Below are 21,662 nucleotides of genomic sequence, written 5' to 3'. Positions count from 1 at the left end.
TGTCTTCCCGTCGAGAGAATACAATTGATTAGTTGGTTCCATCGCTGGCATATGGAGCGATCTTCAACAAAAAGCCAGCCTCAGGGAGTGACGGCTTTCATCTTCACGAATTTTGAGTTGCGGCCACTTGGACGAAATACTTTTACAATCTCGTCTGGTCGGCGCAAAACTTCCTCTGAGTAGAGTACTTCTCCGGTTACTATGTCGACATACTAGCGCACTACATCTCACCCACGTCCATATTGTTCTTATTGAAAAAAATTAATTTTCCATTACGGATCCCCTCATATAAACCGGCATACTAGTGTGGTTTAGAAACTCTAAGGAATACGTACCAGCCTCAAGAACAAAATCCTCTTCCTTATAATCCCTTGCATAAATCGACATGGTCACGCGTTTGCCGTCACCCTGTCTAACTATACTAACTTCTGAATATGGAGTCACTGGAGACCAATATATATTCGCCGTAAGGACTTTTAGCTTAACTGACTTAGTTGAGTTAAGAGTGAACGGACCAGAGCTATGCCAGCGATCTACTCTAGAAATATCAAACGAGTGAAGAACCTGCCCTTGGGCATTGGCTTGGACTTTCTCTTGATTTCGTTTCTGGATCGAATTCTGTGTGCCATCACTTGCAAATGCAGCTTGAGTACCAACGGTTAAAGCGGAAACAGCAACAGCACATAGCAGCGTATTTTTAAATTTGCCTCTCAACATCTTATTCCACTCCCAGATTCCATTTAATTACATTTTTAGTTTATTTATGAGACTGCTTAGCTGCAATAGTTTTTTAGACAAAATATCTCAACGCACACTGAGCAAGGAGCGAATAGCCGAAACATTGCACACAGTTTGTCATTGGATTCCGTATTAATCCCTGCTAACTGGGTCTGCAAATTATCTTTATTCACCGTTGATTCGGTCCTACAAGACTGCCGAGAAGTTAAACAAGCTTCGTTAAACCGAAAAAAGAGGTAACAATGACGGAAGACGGTTTTAGTCTTCCTTCCCCCCCACAACCGCCGCAGGACTAGCGCGTCAGACCATTTGGGCTCCCAGCTGGGGGCTTTTCTTTTTTGGAGCATCATACATAAATCAATTAATTAATTACTCTCCCTGATGACGTCGCTTGCATATATTGCCAATAATTTACATTTTGATTTGAGGTGATCCTATGGTTGCTGTTTTTATCAGAACTGCCTCCAGTGATTTTCGGAAGACCCAAAAGCAAATGGAGTCCTGCATGCCGTTTGTCAAAGATATAGAACATAAGTTATACATGGAAATCGACGTTAAAACCAATGACTCCGATCGTCCTGGCCTGTCTCAGTTGATCGCTGACATAGAAGCTGGATTGGTAAAAGAGGTCATCTGCCAAAGTGCTGAGCGAATCTCCCGGAACCCTGTTGAGTTAAGTAACTTTATGTGGATAGCTAATCAGATGAATGTCCCTGTGGTATTTGCCGAGTGATTCTGAATGGAATCACTTTTTTCTTTCAGGAGCATCGCGCACAGTAAAATATCCCAGGTTCTTTATTTCATTGTGTTTTTTGAGCAAACATTTAGCCGCGATAACATTAGATTTACTGAAGACAGATCTGGTAAAGACGAAGCAGTATTTTTTAACGTGGTTGATGGGAAGTATACGTCTTTTTGCTTTCTTAATTGTTTACATTTTGTCATTAGTCATCTCATCCCCTCCACCTTCACACGCTCTCTAGACAGTCAGAACTGCACCAATATGTGTTCGTTTTCTCTATAGTTGTGAATCTTTGTCTAGGGTGCAACCTTTGTTATTGACAGGCAATTCGTGCATTCTTTCATTTTCAAAGGGCGCTGACCCTCGGTTTCGTGCTCTACTTCAACAAGACTCTCACTACTGAGACGTAAAAGCAGCTTTCCATCTCCTTTTCCTCCAATTTCCAGTACCATCGGAGTCGATTTCGACATGAGAAAGTGAGTGAGGAGAGTTACTCAATGACTCAAGAAGGCAGACAAACATACATTTTGCAGGATTTCCATGTCTGCCATATTCACGCTCAGGAAGAAAATCATATTCTATCTGGAAAGTCGGACACCCTGGTCAGCCTGTTCAGACACATATGCTTGAGCCTGCTTAGCGAAAAGGAGTTGAGAAGTTGACACGTTCAGCGAAAAGCCCCTTCAACAGCTCTATCAAAATTGATGTCCTGATTCCAGCTATTGAGAAAGACCTTGGCACTCTTCCCTATGTCATTGACAGTATCCGCAAGCAAGTGAAGCACCCCATCGGTAAGATCATGGTTGTATCGCCACCAAGCAAACGAATCCAAGCCCTTTGCAGGCGTAAAAACTGCACTTTCATCAATGAAAGACGCGTCCTACCAATTACAAAAAAAGACATTCACTACCAAACCAAACGCACCAATCGGTCGGGCTGGCTGCTCCAACAATTGTTGAAGCTAGCGGGAGGAAACTTGACCAAGCAAAGGTATTATCTTGTGATTGACGCCGACACCATTCTCATCCGACCTCATGTCTTTCTCGTCAACGGGAAAACCGTTTTTTACTGCCGTAACTGGAGTCGTCCCGAGTATTTTCGCACCTATAAGAAATTAATGGGAACCAAGCCAACCGCTTCGCGCTCCTTCGTTGCGCACTATATGCTGTTCGACAAATCGAAGCTCTCCCGGCTGAAGTCTAAAATTGAGGCTAGGCATAAAACTAGATGGTACTGGGCGATTATCAAGAAAACCAACAAGCAGAGTTATGCCGGCTTTTCCGAGTTCGAAACTTACGGTAATTTCGTGAAGGCTCACTACCCCGGTCATCTGGTTGTAAGAAGTTCCCTTAATAAAAGCTTATCTTCAAAACCGGCATCACTTACTCGCAAACGGATCGTCAGGCTGGCCCAGAAATACAGGTCCATCTCCTTTCATAAACGCGGCTGGTATATCCGTAAGAAGAAGAGTGTGAGAAAATGAAGAGCTGCCGAGTCCAACTTCTTGAGATGTAAGATAGTCTCCAGACCTTGGCTAAATGTCTCTGCGGCAATCATGGATTCGTTACAGGGGGATGCGGGATGCGGGATGCGGTATCCGGATCACTTCAGATGTGTATGCCAACAGCTCAAAGAAAAATGAATTAGATAACATGGACAAGTTTGAAAATTACTTCCTCGCAGCTTTGTCTTGTCTTTATGCATATCTCATCGCACTCGGAGGTCTCGGTTCCATCTCCGGATTGTTTCCAATAATCCAAAGCACCTTACGCTTAAAATCAGATAAGGCCATAGTAACCACCCCTACGAAAATAAGAAAATTCGTTTGCATCATATACGAACAGAAAGCAAACGTGCAAACAAAAAATCCTCCTGCAAATTTCTGTGCGGGAGGATTTTTTGTTTGCAGGGTATTAACGTTTTGGTTCATTCGCCAAATCTACACCGGGGCTATCTTGGCAGCAATCCTATCCAATGCTTCTTGAACTGTTGTAGGAACAGGTCCCACTGACCAATCTGCGGGATTGGCAGGGGTATAACCTAAGCCAGCAGCATCATTCAATTTTTCAATCGATGAATTTCCTATTAAAGTCACTCTGCTTCTAATAGGAATCGAGTCGACAGTAGCCCTAATTCTAGTTACGACACCTGCTACACCATTCACAATCAAACTGCCTTTTATAGCGAAACTCAAGAGGTCGAATGGATCGATTGGAACGGTTCCATTTGCCACATTCACTACTACATCGCCATCTGTCCCTCCACCAATTAGATGTACTTGAGTATCGTATGGAACGATTGAATTTATTGTGATGACGGGTTGAGGTAACGGCAGAGGAACACCTCCAACATAAGAAGCGAACATTGTCACATTCGCACCATTCTGCGTGTAGCCACCAAATAACTGGGAGTCACGAATATTAATCTGACTAAGAAAAGTGCTGTTTCCTGTAAACACTGGTGTTGGAGTAAAATTGATACTCACAAAGAACAATCGACCCGTAGAAGGGGTAATTGCGTTGGTTGTAAAGTTAAAATCAAGGGGCGCTGTCAATAACGATAAATCCACAAAGCCAGCACGATTATCAACATTTAGGTTGCCATTCCAGGATGGGTCATTTATATCGAATGGGATAGCGAGTCTAGTTAACAATGTACTTGCTCCAATTAATTGGACGTTTGCCTTCAAATGAATAAGGGGTTCTGTGAAGGTTCCTGGTCCTATGGAAATTGCATAACGTTTTGTCGGTGAAGCATCTACAATAAACGCCATCGCCCTTGTCACAGTTAAAAAGGGGTTGCATTCCGTACCATCACCCGTTGTATCATTCCCGCCCTTATTTACGTAAACAACCTGAGTTGCTACTGGTGGCGGATCTATACACCCTGGACCAGGGGGGCCAGTAGACCTTGCGGACCGGTTGGGCCCGGCGGTCCAGGAGGACCAGGGGGACAAGTGCATCTTGGGGGGAATATAGGTTGACAACCGCTTGGTGGAGGTCTCCAGCAATTATTAAACATCGGAATATCAAACCTCCTAATCAAAATGATTTCATCACATCGACACCATACTATGCAAGCCAACATCTAAGGTGTAAAAATCAAGAAAGTACCCTAACCCGATTATGCTTCATACTAGCTTATTCATATTATTTATGGATAAAAGGCCCTCCCTCGATTACCGGAAGGTGGGCATATGCCAGATATAGACAAAAAATAAAACGCACCCAATCGGATGCGCTTCTTCTAAATCAGATTAGTAAGGGGTTGTATTTATGGCAAAATTCAGTAAAATAGACAAAAAACGGAATCCGCTATAAAGACCCTTTTACTCAAAAGTATAAAGAGAAATCAAAACACGGATTTGCAACAAAAAAGGAAGCACAACTCGCATCCCTGGGGTATTAACGTTAATGTGCTAAATGACGTCCATTTGTTGGGTTTGAGCTTTCTGAGGAGATGCAGGTACCAAGACCATTCGGGGTTCGTTCTTTGTCATTAAAGGAGACTATAAATGGAAGAAGGAAGAAAGGGGCTGGTTGTGCCAGCCCCTCTTTCATTTCTTTTACTCCAACTCCGCTTTTAATCTTGCATTCTCTTCCAACAGCTTTTGAACGTCAGGGACATCCTTGCCGGAAAACCAGCCGTACAAATCGTCTCTTGCTGCATACTCCGGCAATTGATCACGAAGTACCATTTTAATGTGCCGTACATCTTCAACATAGTAAGTAGGAATTTGTTCCATGACCGATTGCTTAAACTCTTGAAACTTCTGATAGTATTCAATTGCTGCGAAATCGTATGGCTTTTGTCTTAATGCTTCATCTGTGACAACAAAAGCAATTCTAGGTTTGCCCGCTTCTCCGGCATACTCATATTCCCAATGCGTATAGCTCTTGGATTCATCAGGAAGCGTTAAACCATAAAATCCTCCGAGAAGCAGGATATATACATCGGACTCGTCGATCCATCTCTTCCTAATTTTCATTGGACTTTCATTGAAAGATTGCTCAATTCCAGCAGGGATATGACCGGCTTGAAGTATGGCTTCAACAGCGGTATGTCTTTCCTCAATAAGATCGTAGTAAGTAGACGATATGTAAATTTGTAATTTTTTTCTCATAGGCCCACCCACATGAAAGAATTAGTATAAATAGAATCTACCATTCACTCACTTTATTTGTCAAAATTGACTGGGGTTTTCATGCGACAAGCTAACTTGGGAGTCTCTCCCGTATCATTTGTTTTCAGTAGAATGGCACGCCAATCTGCTACTGCTGAAACGACATATTTCCTTTTGTCGTTATATATTTCCTCTACATATATATACACACTCTAGCCGACTAGCACTTCAATTCATTTCTGACGCAGTACCAATTTGGAAGGCTCTTTGCTTATTTGGACTTTTACAGACATCTTGACAGTTTTTCTCCCCGCGTTCCACCTGCAATGCCAGAATCTTGTCTTGCAGTGGGTCCTGCCCTTCAAGTCCGTTTTTTTGATGATGTATGGATCAAACTGCCGTTGTTTTTCGAATAGTGGTTGTATATTCATCCCGTTCCATCTGTTTTTCCTAGGGTTCGAAGTACGTTCCTTGTATCTTCGCCCATAATCACAAGGACGTAGTAGCAACACCACCGTAACAGTCACTCTCAAAAAACGTCAATGTGTTTAGTAGTGTGATAGCCTCTTTGTATCCACCCTATTAAGAATCCCCTCACCAATAGTTGTTATTTCGAGTATTGTTTTTAGAAACACTCCGCACTCCTTGAAATGACCAGGAATATTATGCTCATTAGATTAGGAAGGAGTGGAAAGCGAATGGCGTATCCTGCTCAGGCTCCAACATCTCCACCCCCAAGCTTCATCCCCCCCAGGCCAACTTACATCCCTCCGCAGCCATCTACCTATCTTGTCGATTGTGTGTACGAAAACACTTATGTTTGGCTCGTAAATGGAGAACAATTTTGGTTTTATCCAACTACCGTTGAGTACAACGGGGTTACGGGCTATCGGTGGAACGGCAGGTCCTGGATGTTTTATGGTATTGATCCAAGGTTTATCGATGCCGTTGTATGTTACCCGACTCCTACCCTTTATTAAGGTGTGGGAGTTTTATACATAATTACCGTTCTGTTAAGTCAATACCATATCTCAACACTCCGCGGAGATTTATCATCACTTTTCTTCAAAAGATGTTACAAAGTTCATGGATATCGAACCGTGTAAAGATATAAGAGAAGCTGAGGAGATTATTCAATTCCACCTAGACGACTCCGGTTGTCGCTGGGGTTTATTTGATATAACGACCTCAGGGTTAATCGGTACAGCTGGATTTCATTTGTGGCAAGTTACCAAAGAATTTTCAAAGGCTGAAATTGGGTATGATCTCGCAAAGGAGTATTGGGGTATAGGATTAATGCAAGAAGCCGTGATCCCAATTATCGATTTTGGATTTACCACAATGAAGTTAGATTTGATTGAAGCTACTGTTGACCCCGCAAACTTGCGATCGACTCGTTTGCTTAATCGGCTAGGTTTTCAAAAGCAAAAAGAATTAAAGGACAATCTTGTTTATAGTAAAATAAGACTCGTTACCGCTTACGTATCCTAGTCAAAATACCAAAAATTATAAATTGTAGTAATGCCCTTGTCCCCTCTAACACCTCCTGCATATGTTGGTACAAGGAGGTGATATCTCTCATGGCAACACAGCCGATTACAATCGGAGCAAATAGCATTGCACGGATCGGAGACCGATTTTTCCTAATTGTTGAAGTGGAAGCAAAGGCACCTGGTGTTGAAATTGACCCCGTTTTTGCGGTTCGTACAACGCCCCAACAAGCGAGGGCGCTCATTAATGCAGGTGTAATGCGCACTATTATTCAGAACACACGACCGCGATCTCGTCCAGGATTGAAAGTTGAATTTAAAGGTGTACTGTTCGCTAATGGTCGGTTTTTCTCAGTCTTCGACGTGGAAAACTCAACCGATATTTCAGTACTTGTAAGAATCAGCCGTCAACGAGCGCAAAGGCTTATTCGTAATGGAGCACGGAGAATCCCAGTGATTAGAAGAACTTTTTAAAATGTCTCAGCTGGATTCTTTCAGCTACTGCTATGGAAACCCTGTAGAGAAACTGCTGCAGGGTTATCCTTTTACACATAGCGGTAATTGAAATTGCCTTAGCTTCCTATTAAACCAGTTATGGACGGACGTTGGTCACATTTTCTCGAATCAATGGCTGCTGGGCTTGAAACCCCACTGTCGCCCGACATCCCTTCTTGGAAGGCCTTCGCAAAAATCTTATATGCTACGAAATACTACGAGTAATTTAAAGAAGTAAATAACACTCTAAGCATCTTGTTAAGTACCAAATTCGAAAATGTTCATTTCGGCCGTCTCACTTGATTTGTTCATCAGCGATTTGGTTGTACGGTGCCCCCATTTCGATCAGGATGTATTTCCGACTAAGCTTCTCCGCCCAACACCTTTCGTTCCCGATCTGCCGAACGGCTCGAATACGTTCCGTCCCTGTCTATGAATCGTTCCGTGAGATCCCGGCTCCGAATACCAACCTGTAGGAATCTTGAAAGTACTCTGAAAAAAGCAGTGGGCAAATAGTGGGCAAAATTTGAAAGTCCTATTGTTCAAATTAAGTCGACCCAGGGGCTAATAAGCTCCTGGGTTTTGCACTTTGCTTTATGCAATAATTTCTTTCCTTCACGCTTGTTTGCTACAGGATCTCACCCCCACCAGCTTCCATCCAAGCTCGCTGGGGAGTGCCTTTGCATTTGATTTGTAGTTGAGTTGGCCCTCGCTGATCGTGAGAAACTCAAGCGATACATGATTGGTGGAGGAAAGCAGCTCGTTTATTTGTCCGATTACATGGTTCGATACTAAGTGAACAACCCGTCTCCTTAAAACAGAGTTGGGTTAGCTATTTTTTGAAAGCCTTATGAACATTTCCCTGAGCATTCCTTTGATTTGAATTTATACCTTTTATTGTTTTGCTCAAATCAAGGGAATTCAATATATTCCCAGGAGAAATCATTCATTTTTTTAGCAATGCAAGGAGGATTTTGTGATTTTAGTAAAAACATATATAAAAAGCCATCAGGTGACTGTTGTGAGTGTATCTTGCCCCCAAGTCGTCCGAATTGGCTTCGGTACTCGTGGTGTTTCCGCTCTGCCCACTTCGAAACCGTATCGAACATTGGGCGGCATGACATTTTGAGCTGATCCTGATTAAGTCTTTCTGCATCAGACGCGATCGCCTTAAACAGCATGCCAAACATGATTGTTTCGTGTAGTATCTCACGCTTATTGGTCAGGTTGTATCATCGTCTAATACACCCGTTCTACCTGTAGCATTTTTTCAATGGGTACCCACCACACACCATCAACGCGAACGAGCTTCATCTGTTGCTCAATTTGGTCGATATCCTTGACCACTCCGCATTCTCGACGGGTGCAGCCCTCAAGCCAGCTGACGTTGATCGCATAGTCTTTTCGAACAGAGTCGTAAATAATGCCAAAGCATCTGAATCGATTAGTGGTAACGGAGTTACTACCGGCTCATAGTGATGTTCATAGAGCAAATTCATGTGCAGGCTCCTCCACCAATCCAGCTTCAACCAGATCCCTGAGAATGTCTGGGGCACATCCAGGGATTACACCAGTACGGATATTGCTGATAGCTATGAGATGCCTTGCAGTTAAAACGGGAACAGCTTGGAGTTGGCCATCAATCACGATTTTGAGTGTCTCCATCCACCATTTGCGAACGTTAGTTCCTGTTTTATGATGGGTGATAAAAAAAGAAAAGCCCCACTTTTTAGTGGAGCACAACCGTGCCAGTTTCGACAGGTCCGCATTGTAATGTTTTTTCCCAGCCATCTGGTGGCCCATATAGTTGCCAACCAGGACCATCGTCCAAGTTCATTACCCAATCAGGATCTGATACGTTAAGTTCCGAGTCAGGACCTGAAGTTTTCATTGCCCAAACTGGACCATCATCAAGCTTCATTCCATCTTCCATCTTCCACTCAGGACCAGTAAATAGAATTTTGGGTCTTTCTCCAAGATCAAGACTCTGTGGAATACCACGTTCACCGGCATCTTTTAAATTGTAAGTCATTCTATCCACCTCAATTTTTCTCAATCATACATCTAAACTGAATATTGGAAAAGACTTCGATAATTCACTATACCGTATTAAAGGAGTGATCACTTTGAAATTCGGCATACGCAAGCCAAGCCTAAAAAAGAGGATCGCAGCGAGAACCAGTCTTAAAAAGCCAACTCGTTCATCGGGCGAGATTAAAGATGCCCCGAGGCTGGGGGGCTGAGGATGGTTGAGGAATCCGAAGAAATACGCTTATAACAAAGTGTATCAGCAGACCACCTTTGATATTTTTTCCGTGATCAAGAAGTTATTCAAATAAAAAATGCCTTCCCTACATCAAGCAGATGAGGGAGGGCTCTACGCTTACATTGTCTTAAATTCGCATGGGTAATAATTTGAGAGTCTAATAAATGCTCTCCACTCTCCTAGTATCCACTAACAGTCTTCATTTTTACCTTCGTCCAGTTTCTATAATTCAATTCTTTTCTAGCGTCATCTAGATTTTCTGCTGCGATATTTGAATAACCCAAAACTGCCCCTGAAGCATAGGCTTGAGTTGTCCAAAGTGCTATCTTAGCAATCATGAACGATTTTCCGAGGTACTTAACTCCTTTAACCCATCCCGCTGGTCCTTTTAAAGCATCTCCTCCGTATTGGCCAATAGTAAGGAAGGCAGAAATACCTCCAGCCCAAGCATTTACCTCATCCCTAAACTCTTCTCGATCCATTTTTGTAATAACCGCATCTTCATAAGCTCTGATATAGCTCTTGAAATTCGACAAAGATTTAGAGTTATCCCCATCATCTTCATTACCTGTAACCCTAATATATTCCCGCGCTGAGGCACTCAAAGCCTGAATTTCAAAGTCTCCCGATTTATTATCATGGTTGTAATAATTGTCAAAAGCGCCTCTGGCTAAAACAGCCATTCCAATGGAATCATTATTCTTTTCAATTTCTTTATTTATTGTTTCCTTCTCTTCTTTAACATCTTCTAGGGTATACCCCTCGATTTTATCAAATAACCCTTCTTCACCTTCAAAATACCTTCCAATCTCTTCTTCAAATTCAGCGTTCTCAAAAGAGACATATTTCTTGCTTGACAACTTCATTATTCCTTTTTCATCATGAACCGTTTTAGTTAGAAATTTATTCTTCGCCTCTCCAGTCTCAAAATCATTGTAGAAAGAAGAAATCTCAAGGACTGTATTCTGATAATTATCGTCATTATCAAAAAAATCCTCTCTCGAATAAACTGATGTCTCGATGAAATCATCATTTTTGTTGATTCTAACACTTTCGGAAACAATTTTATATCCATCATTCAACTCAATCTTATAAGAATCAAATTTAGGCTGAGGAATTTTTTCATCAGCTTTGCTGCTTTTCGCGAAAGTCGTAGGTATTACAGCAAAATTAGAAAATATGGACATTCCTACAACCGATAAAGCTAGAAGTGTACTTGTAATTTTCTTCATTTTTCACGACTCCTTACTATTTATTAGCGGGGAATAAAATGGTAATATTATGAAATAACCCCAAAAAACGAGGTGTTGACCTTGAAAAACAATGAAGATCAAAACAAGAGCTTTATAGACAAAGCTTTTGAGAATATCACGTTTTTCTTTACACTTGGTTTTTCTAGTTTTATTCGTGACTCGATTAAGAATCAAAAAGAGACACTAATAATTTTTATCATTGTATTTCCAACATCATTAATCTTCTTTTTTTGGCTTTTCAATTATCTCTCAAAAAACTAACCCCCTCTATTTTACAACATTTACCATAATTCCCTATTAAAATTTAACACAGTTTTGAAATATTTTCCACTTATTACCTTTTTCTTAATTCTATTTATTTAGTTTCGAGTAATAAACTAGAAACACTTACTTTATATGAAATGAAGGATAACGATGAAAGCAACCGAGGGGTGTTAGAAAAGTCGATAAGTTGGGACGCCTTGTGCTTCAAAAGAAGCTACGAGACATCTTTGATATTAACCTTAAAGATCCATTGGAGATTTACGTTGATGATGAACGTATTGTATTGAAGAAGTATGAACCGTGTGTATTCTGCGAAATTCCTTAATAATTTCCGAATTAAGGGGAAACCGGTCTGCTCAACCTGTGCTAGTGAAGCAAAATATGAATCAGAATAAACAAGTGAAGCCCTCCCCAGACAAAAAATCTGAAGGAGGGCTTCACTACTACTGTAGTATTTTATCTGTTGCACTGTCCATAAGTGTGAACATTAGCCACGGCACTTCTTCAAGAATGCCTTTCGGGTCGTCTATTAGCCTCTGCTTCCATTTATCTGGTTCATTCAGCAGTCCTTTGCAAGCAAGACTGTCGATCGCCTTTAAGCCTGCTTCGAGTTCCCACTGTTCAAGCTTCAACGTCGTGGCTGCTTCCTTATCCACAGAGTTGTCAGACTTATCAACATCGTACTGGTGCAGCTCATATTTCTCAATCAGGCTGAGCAGCTTTCCAGGATAGTCAGGATCGGTCGCATAACCGCCTTTCCATATGGCGTAACATGCGGATTTGTAGTCAGCCCCCAAGACACCATGATACCGAGTAGGCTTGTCCTTGTGCCATTCAGGATAAACTTAGAGTGGTCAGCGATGGATTCATCCCAACTGTTGTAGGCTCTAAAGTTGGAGTCGATTGTAATCCATTTCCCGGCCGAAAACTCTCTGGCCGGCATTGTTACATATCCTGCTGTTCCTGTGCCTTTGATGCCGAACAGAACGCTATTTCCCCATTTGCTTTCCAAGATTGCCTGTGCAATGGTCAGCGAGGCTGGTACTCGTGTCTTTTGCATATCCGCCACAAGCTGCAAGTGCGATCTTTGCGATAAACTCTTGCTGGGTCGTTACTGTTCACCTTCCCTTTTCACAAATGTCTGCTTCCACAACTGGTGCCCCAGCGTTGTTATCCCAGCAGCAAGGATGCCCTGAATCGTCGCTTGACACTAATCGCCCCCATTACTCCCCAGGCTAGTCCAACGCCGCTTCCGGTTAGAAGCTACGGAATCATCCAATCAGCAACACGAGGCGTTTTCTTGAGCATTACTCCAATCACTAGGAGTGCGATAACAACAGCAAGCATGTCATCCAATAGGGATTGATTTGCCAATGCAAACAGGTCCATTTCTTTCACATTGTTCTTCCACCTTTCGCAATTATTTCAATAAGTTTCCAAATGAAAGCACCAGCACCAAGTACAGTCCCAACAATCCAGCGTTTATCGTCCCTACCTTGTCGCTTGTCTTCATCAATTCGTTTTTCTATTTCCTTTTTGATATCCTCTGCCTTTTTGCTCAGGTCCGTGATTTCTACGCCCAATTCATCGAGACGTTTATGAGCCGCTTTTGTGCTTTGCATAGCCTCGATGGCCATCTTTTCAGTTGAATCGAGTTTGTTTGCCATAATACCTAGTTGCTTAATTTCTGTTTCAATTTTTCCGATTGCAACTAGGATTTTTGTAATTCCCTTTTGAAGATCCTTGATCTCATCTGTCACTAGCGCATGACCTCCTCACCCCCTCGAGGCAAAAATTAAAGGAGCCGCAATTGCAGCACCCCTAAAAACGAACGCTATTTGTTTTCTACATCCCACAATTGTCCAGCCATTTGCTCATTGTCACGGTATCGATGTAAGCTCGCCGGGAATAGGCGTAATCCACAACCTCTTGGAAGTTGCTTACGTTATACTCGATGCTGGACGAGGCTTCACCACTAACTAGCTTGTGGAACATGAACAAACACACTCCCCTTACATTGGCCGCATCATCAATGTGCGCTTTCAGCACATCAGGCGTGATCGGCTGATTCCACATTACGTATCTTGATCGTCCGTTTATCCGGTGGCGGTGTGGTCGCTGTATCTTCTTGGACAGTACGGCCCACTATGCGAGATTGCATAACTTGCAGCACTCTTGCATCATATGCCCTATATGGGTACGCCAAGATTTTGACGCTCTTGTAAAGCCATTTGTATTTAGCCAGGCTTCAGCGTCTCCAATTTCTTTCTCGATGTCTACTACGTCTTTCAGGTCTTTCAAAGTTGCGTGGTTCATAGTGTGGTTGGCCATGTCCCACCCGTAGGCGTACATTTCCTTTAGCTGTTGCAGACTGCAATAGCCAGACCACCCCACATGCGACGGAATGACGGCAATGACAGCTGGGAGGTTGTATTTTCCCATGAACCTGAACGCTTCAGTGTACTGCGAAGACCATCCATCATCGAACATGAAAATCACCTTACCGCGCTGCGTTTCATCACGAATGATTGAATCAAAAATCAAAGTGGCTGTTGTATTCTCGTTGAACTTAACCCGGATTTGCATAGAGACGATATCCCGAGTCAGACTTGCAACTCCATTGGGCTCCAGCTTGCTGACATCGATGATATGTTCATTCCACCCTAGCGCCATCCGCCATCCCCGAGCGGTGTTGCCCAAAAAGCAGCTGCGTTACAGTGGACAGACATAGACTTTAAAAAATATACGATAAGCATTAATAAGACTCTCGACTTCGAAGCTAAAAATAAAAGCGAACTTTTTGGTGACACTAAGACATTTAACTCTATTAGGACGATCAAAATTAGCCAATCACTAATCAATGATCTCAAACATCACCTAACCTACCAGAACCAAAAAAATTAGGACTTGGAGAACTCTACCATCATGATCTAAATCTTGTATTGTGTAGAAAAGAAGGAAACTTCATACCGAAATCTTCCTTGTTTAACGCCTTTTCACGAACATTAAAGAAGTTGAACATACCCTCATGCCTATCCACTCTCACCGACATACCCATGCAGTCTTGCTCATGGAAACTGGCGCTGATATGAAATACATTCAGGAGCGATTAGGACATGGTAGTATCCAGATAACTTCAGATGTTTACGCACATATATCAAAAAAGATTGAAACAGACAACATGGACAAGTTTGAAACCTACATGCAAGATGTGTACTCCGAAAATAAAAGTGGGCAAAAAGTGGGCAAAAGTGATAAACCTCTTAAAAAATCAAATTTGCCCACCAAATAGAAAAACCCCTCGCACCTACAGGCACAAGGGGTTTCGCATATTAGTAAGCAGTCATGTATTGCTCACGCTCCCAATCGTGAACGCGTGTTCTAAACATATCCCACTCAATTTCTTTCGCTTCAATAAAGTGTACCAATGCATGTTCGCCCAATGCTTCGCAAATCACCGGATCTGCTTTCAGGCACTCGATTGCTTCCTTCAAAGTAGCAGGCAAGTTATCGATACCGTTTGCTTCGCGGTCTTGCTCGGTCATCACGTAGATGTTGCGATCAATAGCAGGTGGTGGCGTAAGCTTGTTTTTAATTCCGTCCAAACCAGCTTTCAGCATGACTGCCAACGCCAAGTATGGGTTTGTTGCAGGGTCTGGGCTGCGTACTTCAATACGCGTACTCAAGCCTCTGGAAGCAGGGATACGGATCAATGGAGAACGGTTTTTCGCAGACCAAGCTACGTAGCAAGGAGCCTCGTAACCTGGAACCAAACGCTTGTAAGAGTTTACGAGCGGGTTCGTGATCGCTGTAAAGCTGCGAGCATGCTGCAAAATACCTGCCAGGTAATGCTTCGCTGTTTGGCTCAGTCCCATTACATCGGACTCGTCATAGAAAGCATTTTCTTTCCCACGGAACAGCGATTGGTTCGCGTGCATACCGGAACCAGCTACACCGTACAGCGGTTTTGGCATGAAGGTCGCATGCAGACCGTGTTTTTGCGCGATGGTTTTGACAACCAATTTGAACGTCAAGATTTGGTCAGCTGCTTGGAGTGCATTTGCATACTTGAAGTCGATTTCGTGTTGACCTGGAGCTACCTCGTGGTGAGATGCTTCCACTTCAAAGCCCATTTTTTCCAACGTCAAAACGATATCACGACGGCAGTTTTCACCGGAGTCGAGTGGAGCAAAGTCGAAGTATCCGCCTTGGTCGTTCAGATCCAGCGTAGGCTCACCTTTTGCGTCCAGCTTGAACAGGAAAAACTCAGGCTCTGGACCTACGTTGAAAGCTGTGAAGCCCATTTCTTCGGCTTCTTTCAAGGCACGCTTCAGGATGTAGCGCGGGTCTCCTTCGAATGGAGAGCCATCTGGCATGTGGATATCACAGATCAGACGTGCAATTTTTCCAAACTCATTGCCCCACGGGAATACAACCCATGTATCCAGATCTGGTACCAGGTACATGTCGGATTCCTCGATGCGAACGAAGCCTTCGATGGAAGACCCATCAAACATCATTTTGCCATCGAGTGCTTTTGGCAATTGGGACAGCGGGATTTCTACGTTTTTAATGATCCCCATCAGGTCGGTAAACTGCAGTCGAATATACCTTACGTCCTCTTCTTTGGCCATGCGCATGATGTCTTCTCTTGTAAACTTGCTCACATTTCTCTCCTCCTGTCTCTATATCGGCTTTCTATCTAGTGGAAGAAGCGGGAAAGCTCTCCACGTATCAATGCACCCTCGCCATGGCGAGTGGCATCGCGATACATAATTTGTTGCCTTAGGAGCTGATGCAGCTCTTTGTCGGACATGTCCTTACGTTTCTCTTCGGACGTCGTGGTAATCTCTGTTTGTTCTATAGCTGGCTCTTGCATTTGCAGGACTTGCTTGATCCCTGCAATATTCAGTCCTTTTTCAATCAGAGCTTTGATTTCCAACAAGCGATCTACGTCGTTGAAAGAAAAGAGCCTCTGCTTCCCTTCTGTGCGGGCGGGCTGAATCAGGTCGTTTTGTTCGTAGTAACGGATTTGCCTCGCAGTGAGATCCGTCAGCTTCATGACGATCCCTATGGGGAAGAGGGCCATATTCCGGCGAAGGTCATCACTCATGACTTGTCCCTCCTGTTTCGTATTTCTTAGTCTTATTCTATTTTATAACAAAATCCCTGTCAATAGATGTTAGATAATATTACACAGAAAGTTATGTACAGTTTTTTCACATAAAAAAATGGCATCCTCCATCTTCTAGAGAATGCCGCCATTCCTTGTGCTTTTATCCTATTCACCCGGTATTTCGAGTAAACCTTTTTCCAACATCCCATTCAACGCCGTCAAAATCCCCACTTTTACGTGCGAGTACGTCAACCCACCTTGAACGAAGCCCAAGTAAGGTGGACGAATCGGGCCATCTGCCGAAAATTCGATGCTCGCCCCTTGAATAAACGTACCTGCTGCCATAATCACAGGGTCAGCATATCCAGGCATTTCGCTTGGATACGGAGTGACGTGCGAATCGACTGGTGCTGCTTTTTGTATCCCTTGGCAAAACGTGATCAGTCGTTCAGCACTGCCGAATTCCACGGATTGAATCAGGTCGGTTCGCGGCTCATGCCACAGTGGATTTGTTTTGAAGCCCAAACGCTCCAGCATTGCCGAAGAGAATACCGCTCCCTTTAATGCTTCTCCCACTACGTGTGGAGCCAAGAAGAAACCTTGGTACATCTCCAGTAGCGAGTAGAGCGATGCACCACCCTCTGCACCAATTCCCGGTGCTGCCATCCGATACGAAGCAAGCTGAACCAAATCCTCGCGTCCTACTATATATCCGCCTGTTTTGACCAAGCCGCCACCCGGGTTTTTGATGAGAGAGCCTGCCATGATGTCTGCACCTACGTGCAATGGTTCTTGTTCTTCGGTGAACTCTCCGTAGCAGTTGTCTACAAATACGATCAGATCAGGCTTGATTTCTTTTACAACCCGAATCATTTCTTTGATTTTCGCGATGGTGAAAGAAGGACGATCTGCATAGCCTCGCGAACGTTGAATCCCGATGACCTTTGTCTTTGGCGTAATTGCTTGTGCGACTGCCACAAAATCAATTTCACCTTCTGGCGTCAAAGGCACGTAGCTATAACCGATGCCATAATCCTTGAGCGAGCCTTGCCCTTCGCCACGCACACCTACTACTTCTTCAAGCGTATCGTATGGTTTGCCCGTAATATAGAGAAGATCGTCTCCAGGGCGAAGGATTCCAAACAACGAAATCGCGATCGCATGCGTACCCGAGATGATATGATTGCGCACCAAAGCCGCTTCTCCACCGAATACTTCGGCATAAATCGATTCTAATGTTGCACGTCCAGAATCATCGTAGCCATAGCCTGTGGAAGTTGAAAAATGAAATTCGTTGACTTCATGCTTTTGGAAGGAACGCAATACTTTCAGTTGATTCGTATCCACTAAAGCGGAAATTTGACGATGTCTCTCTGAGATCGTCGCTTCCACCTCCATCACGAGAGGACGAAGCTTTTCTCCATGGGAAAAATATGAAAACATCTGTTACTTACCAACTCTCTTCAACAGTCTCTGGTTTATCCAGGAGGAAAGGAGCAATCCTGCCATATATCGGATTATCCTTGTTCACACGGACGGTGATCAAGTAGGCCGCTTCCTCTTCATTAAATTCTTGTTCCATCTCTACCCCATCCCGATGCAATAAGGAGAGAATGTCTCCGCGCTCAACAGGAACACGCAGCTTCATTTCATTAAATGATTGTAGGGCAAATGACTCAATCCGGGTGAGCAGTTGCTTCAGGTCATCTTCTCGCATAGCAGAAATCAGAATCGATTCGTCTGCACGCGGCAAGTAAGAGCCCTCTACAAGCATGTCTGCCTTGTTGAAAACGACGAGGTGCGGAATTTCTTCTGCTTTTAGCTCGCGCAAAATCTTGTCTACAACTTCCATGTGTACTTGGAAATCAGGGTGATGACTATCCACCACATGCAGGATGAGGTCTGCTTCCTTTACACCTTCCAGCGTCGAACGGAATGCAGCGACCAGACTCGTTGGCAAGTCTTGAATAAAGCCAACCGTATCCGTCAATAGCACATCCAGTCCGCTTGGCAACTCCAGCTGCCTGGTCGTCGGGTCCAAAGTGGCAAACAGTTTGTCTTCCTGCAAGGTGTTTGCATTTGTAAGCTTGTTGAGGATCGTCGACTTCCCAGCGTTCGTATAGCCGACCAACGCAATCTGGAACACATTGTTTTTCTTCCGACGCTCCCGATGCAATTGTCTCGTCCGAACGGTATCCTCTAATTGCTGCTTGAGTTCACTAATCCGCTTGCGAATATGACGACGGTCGCTTTCCAGCTTGGTTTCACCTGGACCACGCGTACCGATACCGCCTCCGAGACGGGAAAGCTGTTTCCCTTGTCCGGCAAGCCGAGGCAGCAGGTAATTGTACTGCGCCAGCTCTACCTGGATTTTCCCTTCACGCGACTGTGCTCGCCCTGCGAAAATATCCAAAATGAGCTGTGTACGGTCAATCACTTTGCAATCAAAAACTTTATCCAAATTACGAGTCTGACTCGGAGACAACTCATCGTTGAAAATGATGACGTCCACATCCAGCTCTTCAGCCCGCTGCGCGATTTCATCAATTTTTCCTGTCCCCAAATACCAGGCAGAATCAACCCGGTCCCGATTTTGCGTGATGACGTCCAGTACTTCTACACCAGCAGTATCGGCCAGCTCATGCAGTTCTTCCATGGAAAGACGGGTTCTTTCTTCATTCCGGTTATCTAAATAGCAACCAATCAGTATGGCTGTTTCTTTCGTTTTGATCAGATCGTTCACCGATTCACGCCCCTTCATGCACTATCATACCACATTTTGCCCAAAACGTTACGGCAGTGAGGCACGTCAACTGAAATCAACCTGTATCATGGGGTACCTGACGCTTTCTCTGCGAAAATCTCCTTGACGAAAAGCGGAATCACTTTACTAATCGCTTTGCGGAGCTCCTTCTCATCGTATCCATCAGGTAGGGCATCCACCTCTTCCTTGAGGAGATCTTCTTGAATGCGGAGATTTAGATTTTTCAGGATAATCCCCATGTCTTTTACGCCAAAGTTCTCCTCCAGTACACCTTCGTCTATCAATTTGTAAAGAAACTTCTCTACACGCGCGAGTGTTACATACTGCTCTACGAATAACACTTCTCCCGACTTCGGTTGATTCGGGTCTTTCGGTGGCTTTAGCCGTTTGACTTCACTAAATACATCTGTGACGATTTTGACAAATAACTGTCGCCCAAAGCGATCCCGGTAATCGGCATTTTTCACGACGATGCCCTCACCGATTTCTTCATCCCGGAGCTTGCCAGCTAACGCTGTTTTGCCCACAAACGATTTGAGATGCTCTTCCCCTTGGTATTCCCCCTGATAAAAGACTGGTACGAGATGCAAGCCAAGTCGCTGCGCTTCCCTCTCCACGATACCGAAATCCACATATTCGCAGGCTACAGTATCGTACATATCAAATAAAAAGAACTGCTTTTCATACTGAGGATATTTAATTTTGTGCGGATTCAACCACTCTCCGAAATAAACCAAGCCCGCCAGGATTTCCTCTTTTGGGAGCTGTTGTGTCCATTGAAAAAAACCGTGCAGATTCTCTTCCTCATGCAATTCCATATTCCGAGAGAATGCCCGGATGTTGTTCGTTTCTTCATCATATCGAAAGCTAGCATTTGCTCCGTCAAGCTTTTCTTGAATGATAATGAAATTCCCTTCGTTGAATACACCTTCTGTCGTTTGATGGCCGAGACGTATGACGTCCGTATATTTCTTTTGTTCCATCTTAATCCTCCGCCTGTTTGGTAAAGCCCTTTATTTTGGAAGATTATATCATATTATGGAATTTTGAATGGGATTCCTTGAAGAAAACAGAACGACCATCACTCTTCATCACGGAGTAATGGTCGTGCTCCGATGAAAGGAATGTTCTCAGGGGAACTTAGATTTCCATTTCATTTCCAATAGAAATTCATCATGGTAGAGCTAAATTACTATTTTCTGATATGAGTTTTAAACTCCTGTATTAGCACTTTAACCCCGATCAGTGTTCCCTCATTCAACTTTAGAATTATTATTCAAAGATAAAGTCATTCCTATGGGATATATGGTGGCAACTCCATTACTTTAAAAGAGTCGTCTATTTTTTTCACAGTGTATTCAATTTGCTTTCTGTTCTCAAATGATGTATCGTCCAAATATTTAAAAGAAAGTTTGTAAATATACTCTTCATCACTGATCTTGGTTTTTTCAATTATCGTATCGATTTTTACTATGTTTCCTCCATTGATTGTACAGTAATTCTCAAACAGCTTTTTATAATCATCTTTGGCAACTGACGGATTGTTTCCAATCAAGGATTCATAATCACCACCGTACAATTTTACCATTGTGTCATAGTCTTGTTTACTCAAAGCATCAAAATATTGATTCAATACTAGATCCGGATCTTGATGGTTTTCTGTCGCCTTTTCATCTGCTGGAAGACATCCTGCTAATAGAGTAGTCAGAATACAACAAAGCAAAATCCACATACCCTTCGTTATATTTCTATGCAAAATATCACATCCCCCTACTGTCGTTAGAATAAAAGCTAAGATACCCAATAATATGAATATCTTAGCAGAAATGTAAATTCCCTTTATTCTTTTATCGTATACGGTGTGTAACTTTGAGCATCATTCCAACTTCTATAGTACGACTTTGCTTTGTCTCCTGTCCCGTCAGTTGTTGCTTCATAGGTATAAAATCCTTTAGGATTGTCTGATCCTTTTTTGACTGATTCCAACATCCAAACATGTCCTTTTCTAAGCCAGATGTCACCTGCTTGAAAGTCATACCAGCTAGTCTTTTTAAATTTCTTTGTCAAATTAGAGGTTCCAAATTTGTCGCCTAATTCATATGCAGATGATATAAAACCACTGCAATCAATTCCTGCTGTACCAGACGAACGGTAGTCTAGGTTCGTATTTACGTTGCCTGCCGTATCCCCTTTTGATATGCTATCCTTAAAATTTTTTCCTGAAGAGTTTGAGGTATCTACTCCGTCATATCCTCCCCAGTTATAAGGAATCCCCTGTTCTTCGACAGTCTCTTTAACTTTTGCCAAATGATCAGGCGGTGCAGTGTTTTTAGTTGAAGAAGTTTTCATTTTCTTAGGATTGTAATCCTATGAGATATATGTCATTTTTTCTGCTCGTTGTAACGCAGTAT

Annotated in this window: 23 protein-coding genes and 4 pseudogenes; 8 read left to right on the top strand and 19 right to left on the bottom strand. The window is 43.2% G+C overall.

The window, feature by feature from the left end; genetic code table 11:
- Nucleotides 1-261 precede the first annotated feature (261 nt).
- Entirely contained in the window at nucleotides 262-717 is a 456-nt protein-coding gene (locus E8L90_RS06680; protein WP_137028527.1) for a hypothetical protein, read from the bottom strand.
- Between the two features lie 457 nt (nucleotides 718-1,174).
- Here E8L90_RS06680 and E8L90_RS06675 point away from each other — a divergent pair, with 457 nt between their 5' ends.
- Nucleotides 1,175-1,471: a recombinase family protein gene (locus E8L90_RS06675; protein WP_137028526.1), complete on the top strand. Its 297-nt coding sequence runs from the start codon at nucleotides 1,175-1,177 to the stop codon at nucleotides 1,469-1,471.
- Between the two features lie 667 nt (nucleotides 1,472-2,138).
- Nucleotides 2,139-2,963, top strand: a complete 825-nt coding sequence (locus E8L90_RS06670; protein WP_137028525.1) for a DUF6492 family protein — start codon at nucleotides 2,139-2,141, stop codon at nucleotides 2,961-2,963.
- Between the two features lie 456 nt (nucleotides 2,964-3,419).
- Here E8L90_RS06670 and E8L90_RS29890 read toward each other — a convergent pair whose 3' ends face one another.
- Complete coding sequence (locus E8L90_RS29890; protein WP_162309059.1) at nucleotides 3,420-4,253, bottom strand: hypothetical protein; 834 nt, start codon at nucleotides 4,251-4,253, stop codon at nucleotides 3,420-3,422.
- A gap of 536 nt (nucleotides 4,254-4,789) precedes the next feature.
- Here E8L90_RS29890 and E8L90_RS30655 point away from each other — a divergent pair.
- Nucleotides 4,790-4,876 (top strand): annotated as a pseudogene (locus E8L90_RS30655) (Arm DNA-binding domain-containing protein); the annotation flags it as partial.
- A gap of 169 nt (nucleotides 4,877-5,045) precedes the next feature.
- Here E8L90_RS30655 and E8L90_RS06660 read toward each other — a convergent pair.
- The gene (locus E8L90_RS06660; RefSeq protein WP_137028524.1) at nucleotides 5,046-5,603 is read right to left on the bottom strand and encodes a DUF4062 domain-containing protein; all 558 of its coding nucleotides are present in this window, start codon (nucleotides 5,601-5,603) and stop codon (nucleotides 5,046-5,048) included.
- 1,026 nt (nucleotides 5,604-6,629) lie between these two features.
- Here E8L90_RS06660 and E8L90_RS06650 point away from each other — a divergent pair.
- The gene (locus E8L90_RS06650) at nucleotides 6,630-7,094 is read left to right on the top strand and encodes a GNAT family N-acetyltransferase (RefSeq protein WP_137028522.1); all 465 of its coding nucleotides are present in this window, start codon (nucleotides 6,630-6,632) and stop codon (nucleotides 7,092-7,094) included.
- Between the two features lie 89 nt (nucleotides 7,095-7,183).
- A complete protein-coding gene (locus E8L90_RS06645) occupies nucleotides 7,184-7,567 on the top strand; it encodes a hypothetical protein (RefSeq protein ID WP_137028521.1) in 384 nt (127 codons plus the stop codon).
- A 932-nt stretch (nucleotides 7,568-8,499) separates the two neighbouring features.
- On the opposite strand, the gene E8L90_RS31470 is transcribed toward E8L90_RS06645, so the two are convergent.
- Nucleotides 8,500-8,769 (bottom strand): hypothetical protein, encoded by a 270-nt coding sequence (locus E8L90_RS31470; protein WP_482758295.1) that lies wholly within the window; start codon nucleotides 8,767-8,769, stop codon nucleotides 8,500-8,502.
- A gap of 548 nt (nucleotides 8,770-9,317) precedes the next feature.
- Nucleotides 9,318-9,620, bottom strand: a complete 303-nt coding sequence (locus E8L90_RS06625) for a hypothetical protein (protein ID WP_137028519.1) — start codon at nucleotides 9,618-9,620, stop codon at nucleotides 9,318-9,320.
- A 94-nt stretch (nucleotides 9,621-9,714) separates the two neighbouring features.
- Between E8L90_RS06625 and E8L90_RS31330 the strand changes: the two are divergent.
- A pseudogene (locus E8L90_RS31330) lies at nucleotides 9,715-9,927 on the top strand (hypothetical protein).
- A 106-nt stretch (nucleotides 9,928-10,033) separates the two neighbouring features.
- Here the strand turns inward: E8L90_RS31330 and E8L90_RS06615 are convergent.
- Complete coding sequence (locus tag E8L90_RS06615; protein ID WP_137028518.1) at nucleotides 10,034-11,086, bottom strand: hypothetical protein; 1,053 nt, start codon at nucleotides 11,084-11,086, stop codon at nucleotides 10,034-10,036.
- Between the two features lie 484 nt (nucleotides 11,087-11,570).
- Here E8L90_RS06615 and E8L90_RS31325 point away from each other — a divergent pair, with 484 nt between their 5' ends.
- Nucleotides 11,571-11,696, top strand: a complete 126-nt coding sequence (locus E8L90_RS31325) for an AbrB/MazE/SpoVT family DNA-binding domain-containing protein (protein WP_425267098.1) — start codon at nucleotides 11,571-11,573, stop codon at nucleotides 11,694-11,696.
- 118 nt (nucleotides 11,697-11,814) lie between these two features.
- Here E8L90_RS31325 and E8L90_RS06605 read toward each other — a convergent pair.
- The 6 genes and pseudogenes from E8L90_RS06605 to E8L90_RS06585 form a co-directional block, all read right to left on the bottom strand.
- A pseudogene (locus E8L90_RS06605) lies at nucleotides 11,815-12,465 on the bottom strand (glycoside hydrolase family 73 protein).
- A 17-nt stretch (nucleotides 12,466-12,482) separates the two neighbouring features.
- On the bottom strand, nucleotides 12,483-12,560 hold the full coding sequence (locus E8L90_RS31465) for a hypothetical protein (protein WP_482758294.1): 78 nt from the start codon (nucleotides 12,558-12,560) through the stop codon (nucleotides 12,483-12,485).
- 74 nt (nucleotides 12,561-12,634) lie between these two features.
- Complete coding sequence (locus tag E8L90_RS30645) at nucleotides 12,635-12,769, bottom strand: phage holin family protein (RefSeq protein ID WP_244297168.1); 135 nt, start codon at nucleotides 12,767-12,769, stop codon at nucleotides 12,635-12,637.
- Nucleotides 12,766-13,131, bottom strand: coding sequence for a hypothetical protein (locus tag E8L90_RS06595; RefSeq protein ID WP_137028517.1), 366 nt, complete (start codon nucleotides 13,129-13,131; stop codon nucleotides 12,766-12,768). The genes E8L90_RS30645 and E8L90_RS06595 overlap by 4 nt, the downstream gene beginning before the upstream one ends.
- Nucleotides 13,132-13,216: 85 nt before the next feature.
- Nucleotides 13,217-13,366, bottom strand: a complete 150-nt coding sequence (locus E8L90_RS29880; protein ID WP_162309057.1) for a hypothetical protein — start codon at nucleotides 13,364-13,366, stop codon at nucleotides 13,217-13,219.
- Between the two features lie 150 nt (nucleotides 13,367-13,516).
- Nucleotides 13,517-14,044, bottom strand: a complete 528-nt coding sequence (locus E8L90_RS06585) for a polysaccharide deacetylase family protein (protein ID WP_137028515.1) — start codon at nucleotides 14,042-14,044, stop codon at nucleotides 13,517-13,519.
- Between the two features lie 27 nt (nucleotides 14,045-14,071).
- On the opposite strand from E8L90_RS06585, the pseudogene E8L90_RS06580 reads away from it, so the two are divergent.
- Nucleotides 14,072-14,663: pseudogene (locus E8L90_RS06580) on the top strand (site-specific integrase); the annotation flags it as partial.
- Between the two features lie 40 nt (nucleotides 14,664-14,703).
- On the opposite strand, the gene glnA reads toward E8L90_RS06580, so the two are convergent.
- The 7 genes from glnA to E8L90_RS06545 form a co-directional block, all read right to left on the bottom strand.
- Nucleotides 14,704-16,038: a type I glutamate--ammonia ligase gene (gene glnA / locus E8L90_RS06575; protein WP_137028514.1), complete on the bottom strand. Its 1,335-nt coding sequence runs from the start codon at nucleotides 16,036-16,038 to the stop codon at nucleotides 14,704-14,706.
- A 35-nt stretch (nucleotides 16,039-16,073) separates the two neighbouring features.
- On the bottom strand, nucleotides 16,074-16,484 hold the full coding sequence (locus E8L90_RS06570; RefSeq protein WP_137028513.1) for a MerR family transcriptional regulator: 411 nt from the start codon (nucleotides 16,482-16,484) through the stop codon (nucleotides 16,074-16,076).
- A 168-nt stretch (nucleotides 16,485-16,652) separates the two neighbouring features.
- Entirely contained in the window at nucleotides 16,653-17,930 is a 1,278-nt protein-coding gene (locus E8L90_RS06565; RefSeq protein WP_007719088.1) for a methionine gamma-lyase family protein, read from the bottom strand.
- Between the two features lie 7 nt (nucleotides 17,931-17,937).
- Nucleotides 17,938-19,230, bottom strand: a complete 1,293-nt coding sequence (hflX, locus tag E8L90_RS06560) for a GTPase HflX (protein WP_137028512.1) — start codon at nucleotides 19,228-19,230, stop codon at nucleotides 17,938-17,940.
- A gap of 86 nt (nucleotides 19,231-19,316) precedes the next feature.
- Nucleotides 19,317-20,234, bottom strand: coding sequence for an RNA ligase family protein (locus E8L90_RS06555; protein ID WP_137028511.1), 918 nt, complete (start codon nucleotides 20,232-20,234; stop codon nucleotides 19,317-19,319).
- A gap of 311 nt (nucleotides 20,235-20,545) precedes the next feature.
- The gene (locus tag E8L90_RS06550; RefSeq protein WP_137028510.1) at nucleotides 20,546-21,007 is read right to left on the bottom strand and encodes a hypothetical protein; all 462 of its coding nucleotides are present in this window, start codon (nucleotides 21,005-21,007) and stop codon (nucleotides 20,546-20,548) included.
- An 83-nt stretch (nucleotides 21,008-21,090) separates the two neighbouring features.
- Nucleotides 21,091-21,600: a hypothetical protein gene (locus tag E8L90_RS06545; protein ID WP_137028509.1), complete on the bottom strand. Its 510-nt coding sequence runs from the start codon at nucleotides 21,598-21,600 to the stop codon at nucleotides 21,091-21,093.
- Between the last annotated feature and the right edge of the window lie 62 nt (nucleotides 21,601-21,662).

The sequence above is a fragment of the Brevibacillus antibioticus genome, assembly GCF_005217615.1.
Lineage (GTDB): Bacteria > Bacillota > Bacilli > Brevibacillales > Brevibacillaceae > Brevibacillus > Brevibacillus antibioticus.
Note: the sequence above shows the minus strand (reverse complement) of the source record. Positions and strands in the feature narration are given on the sequence as shown.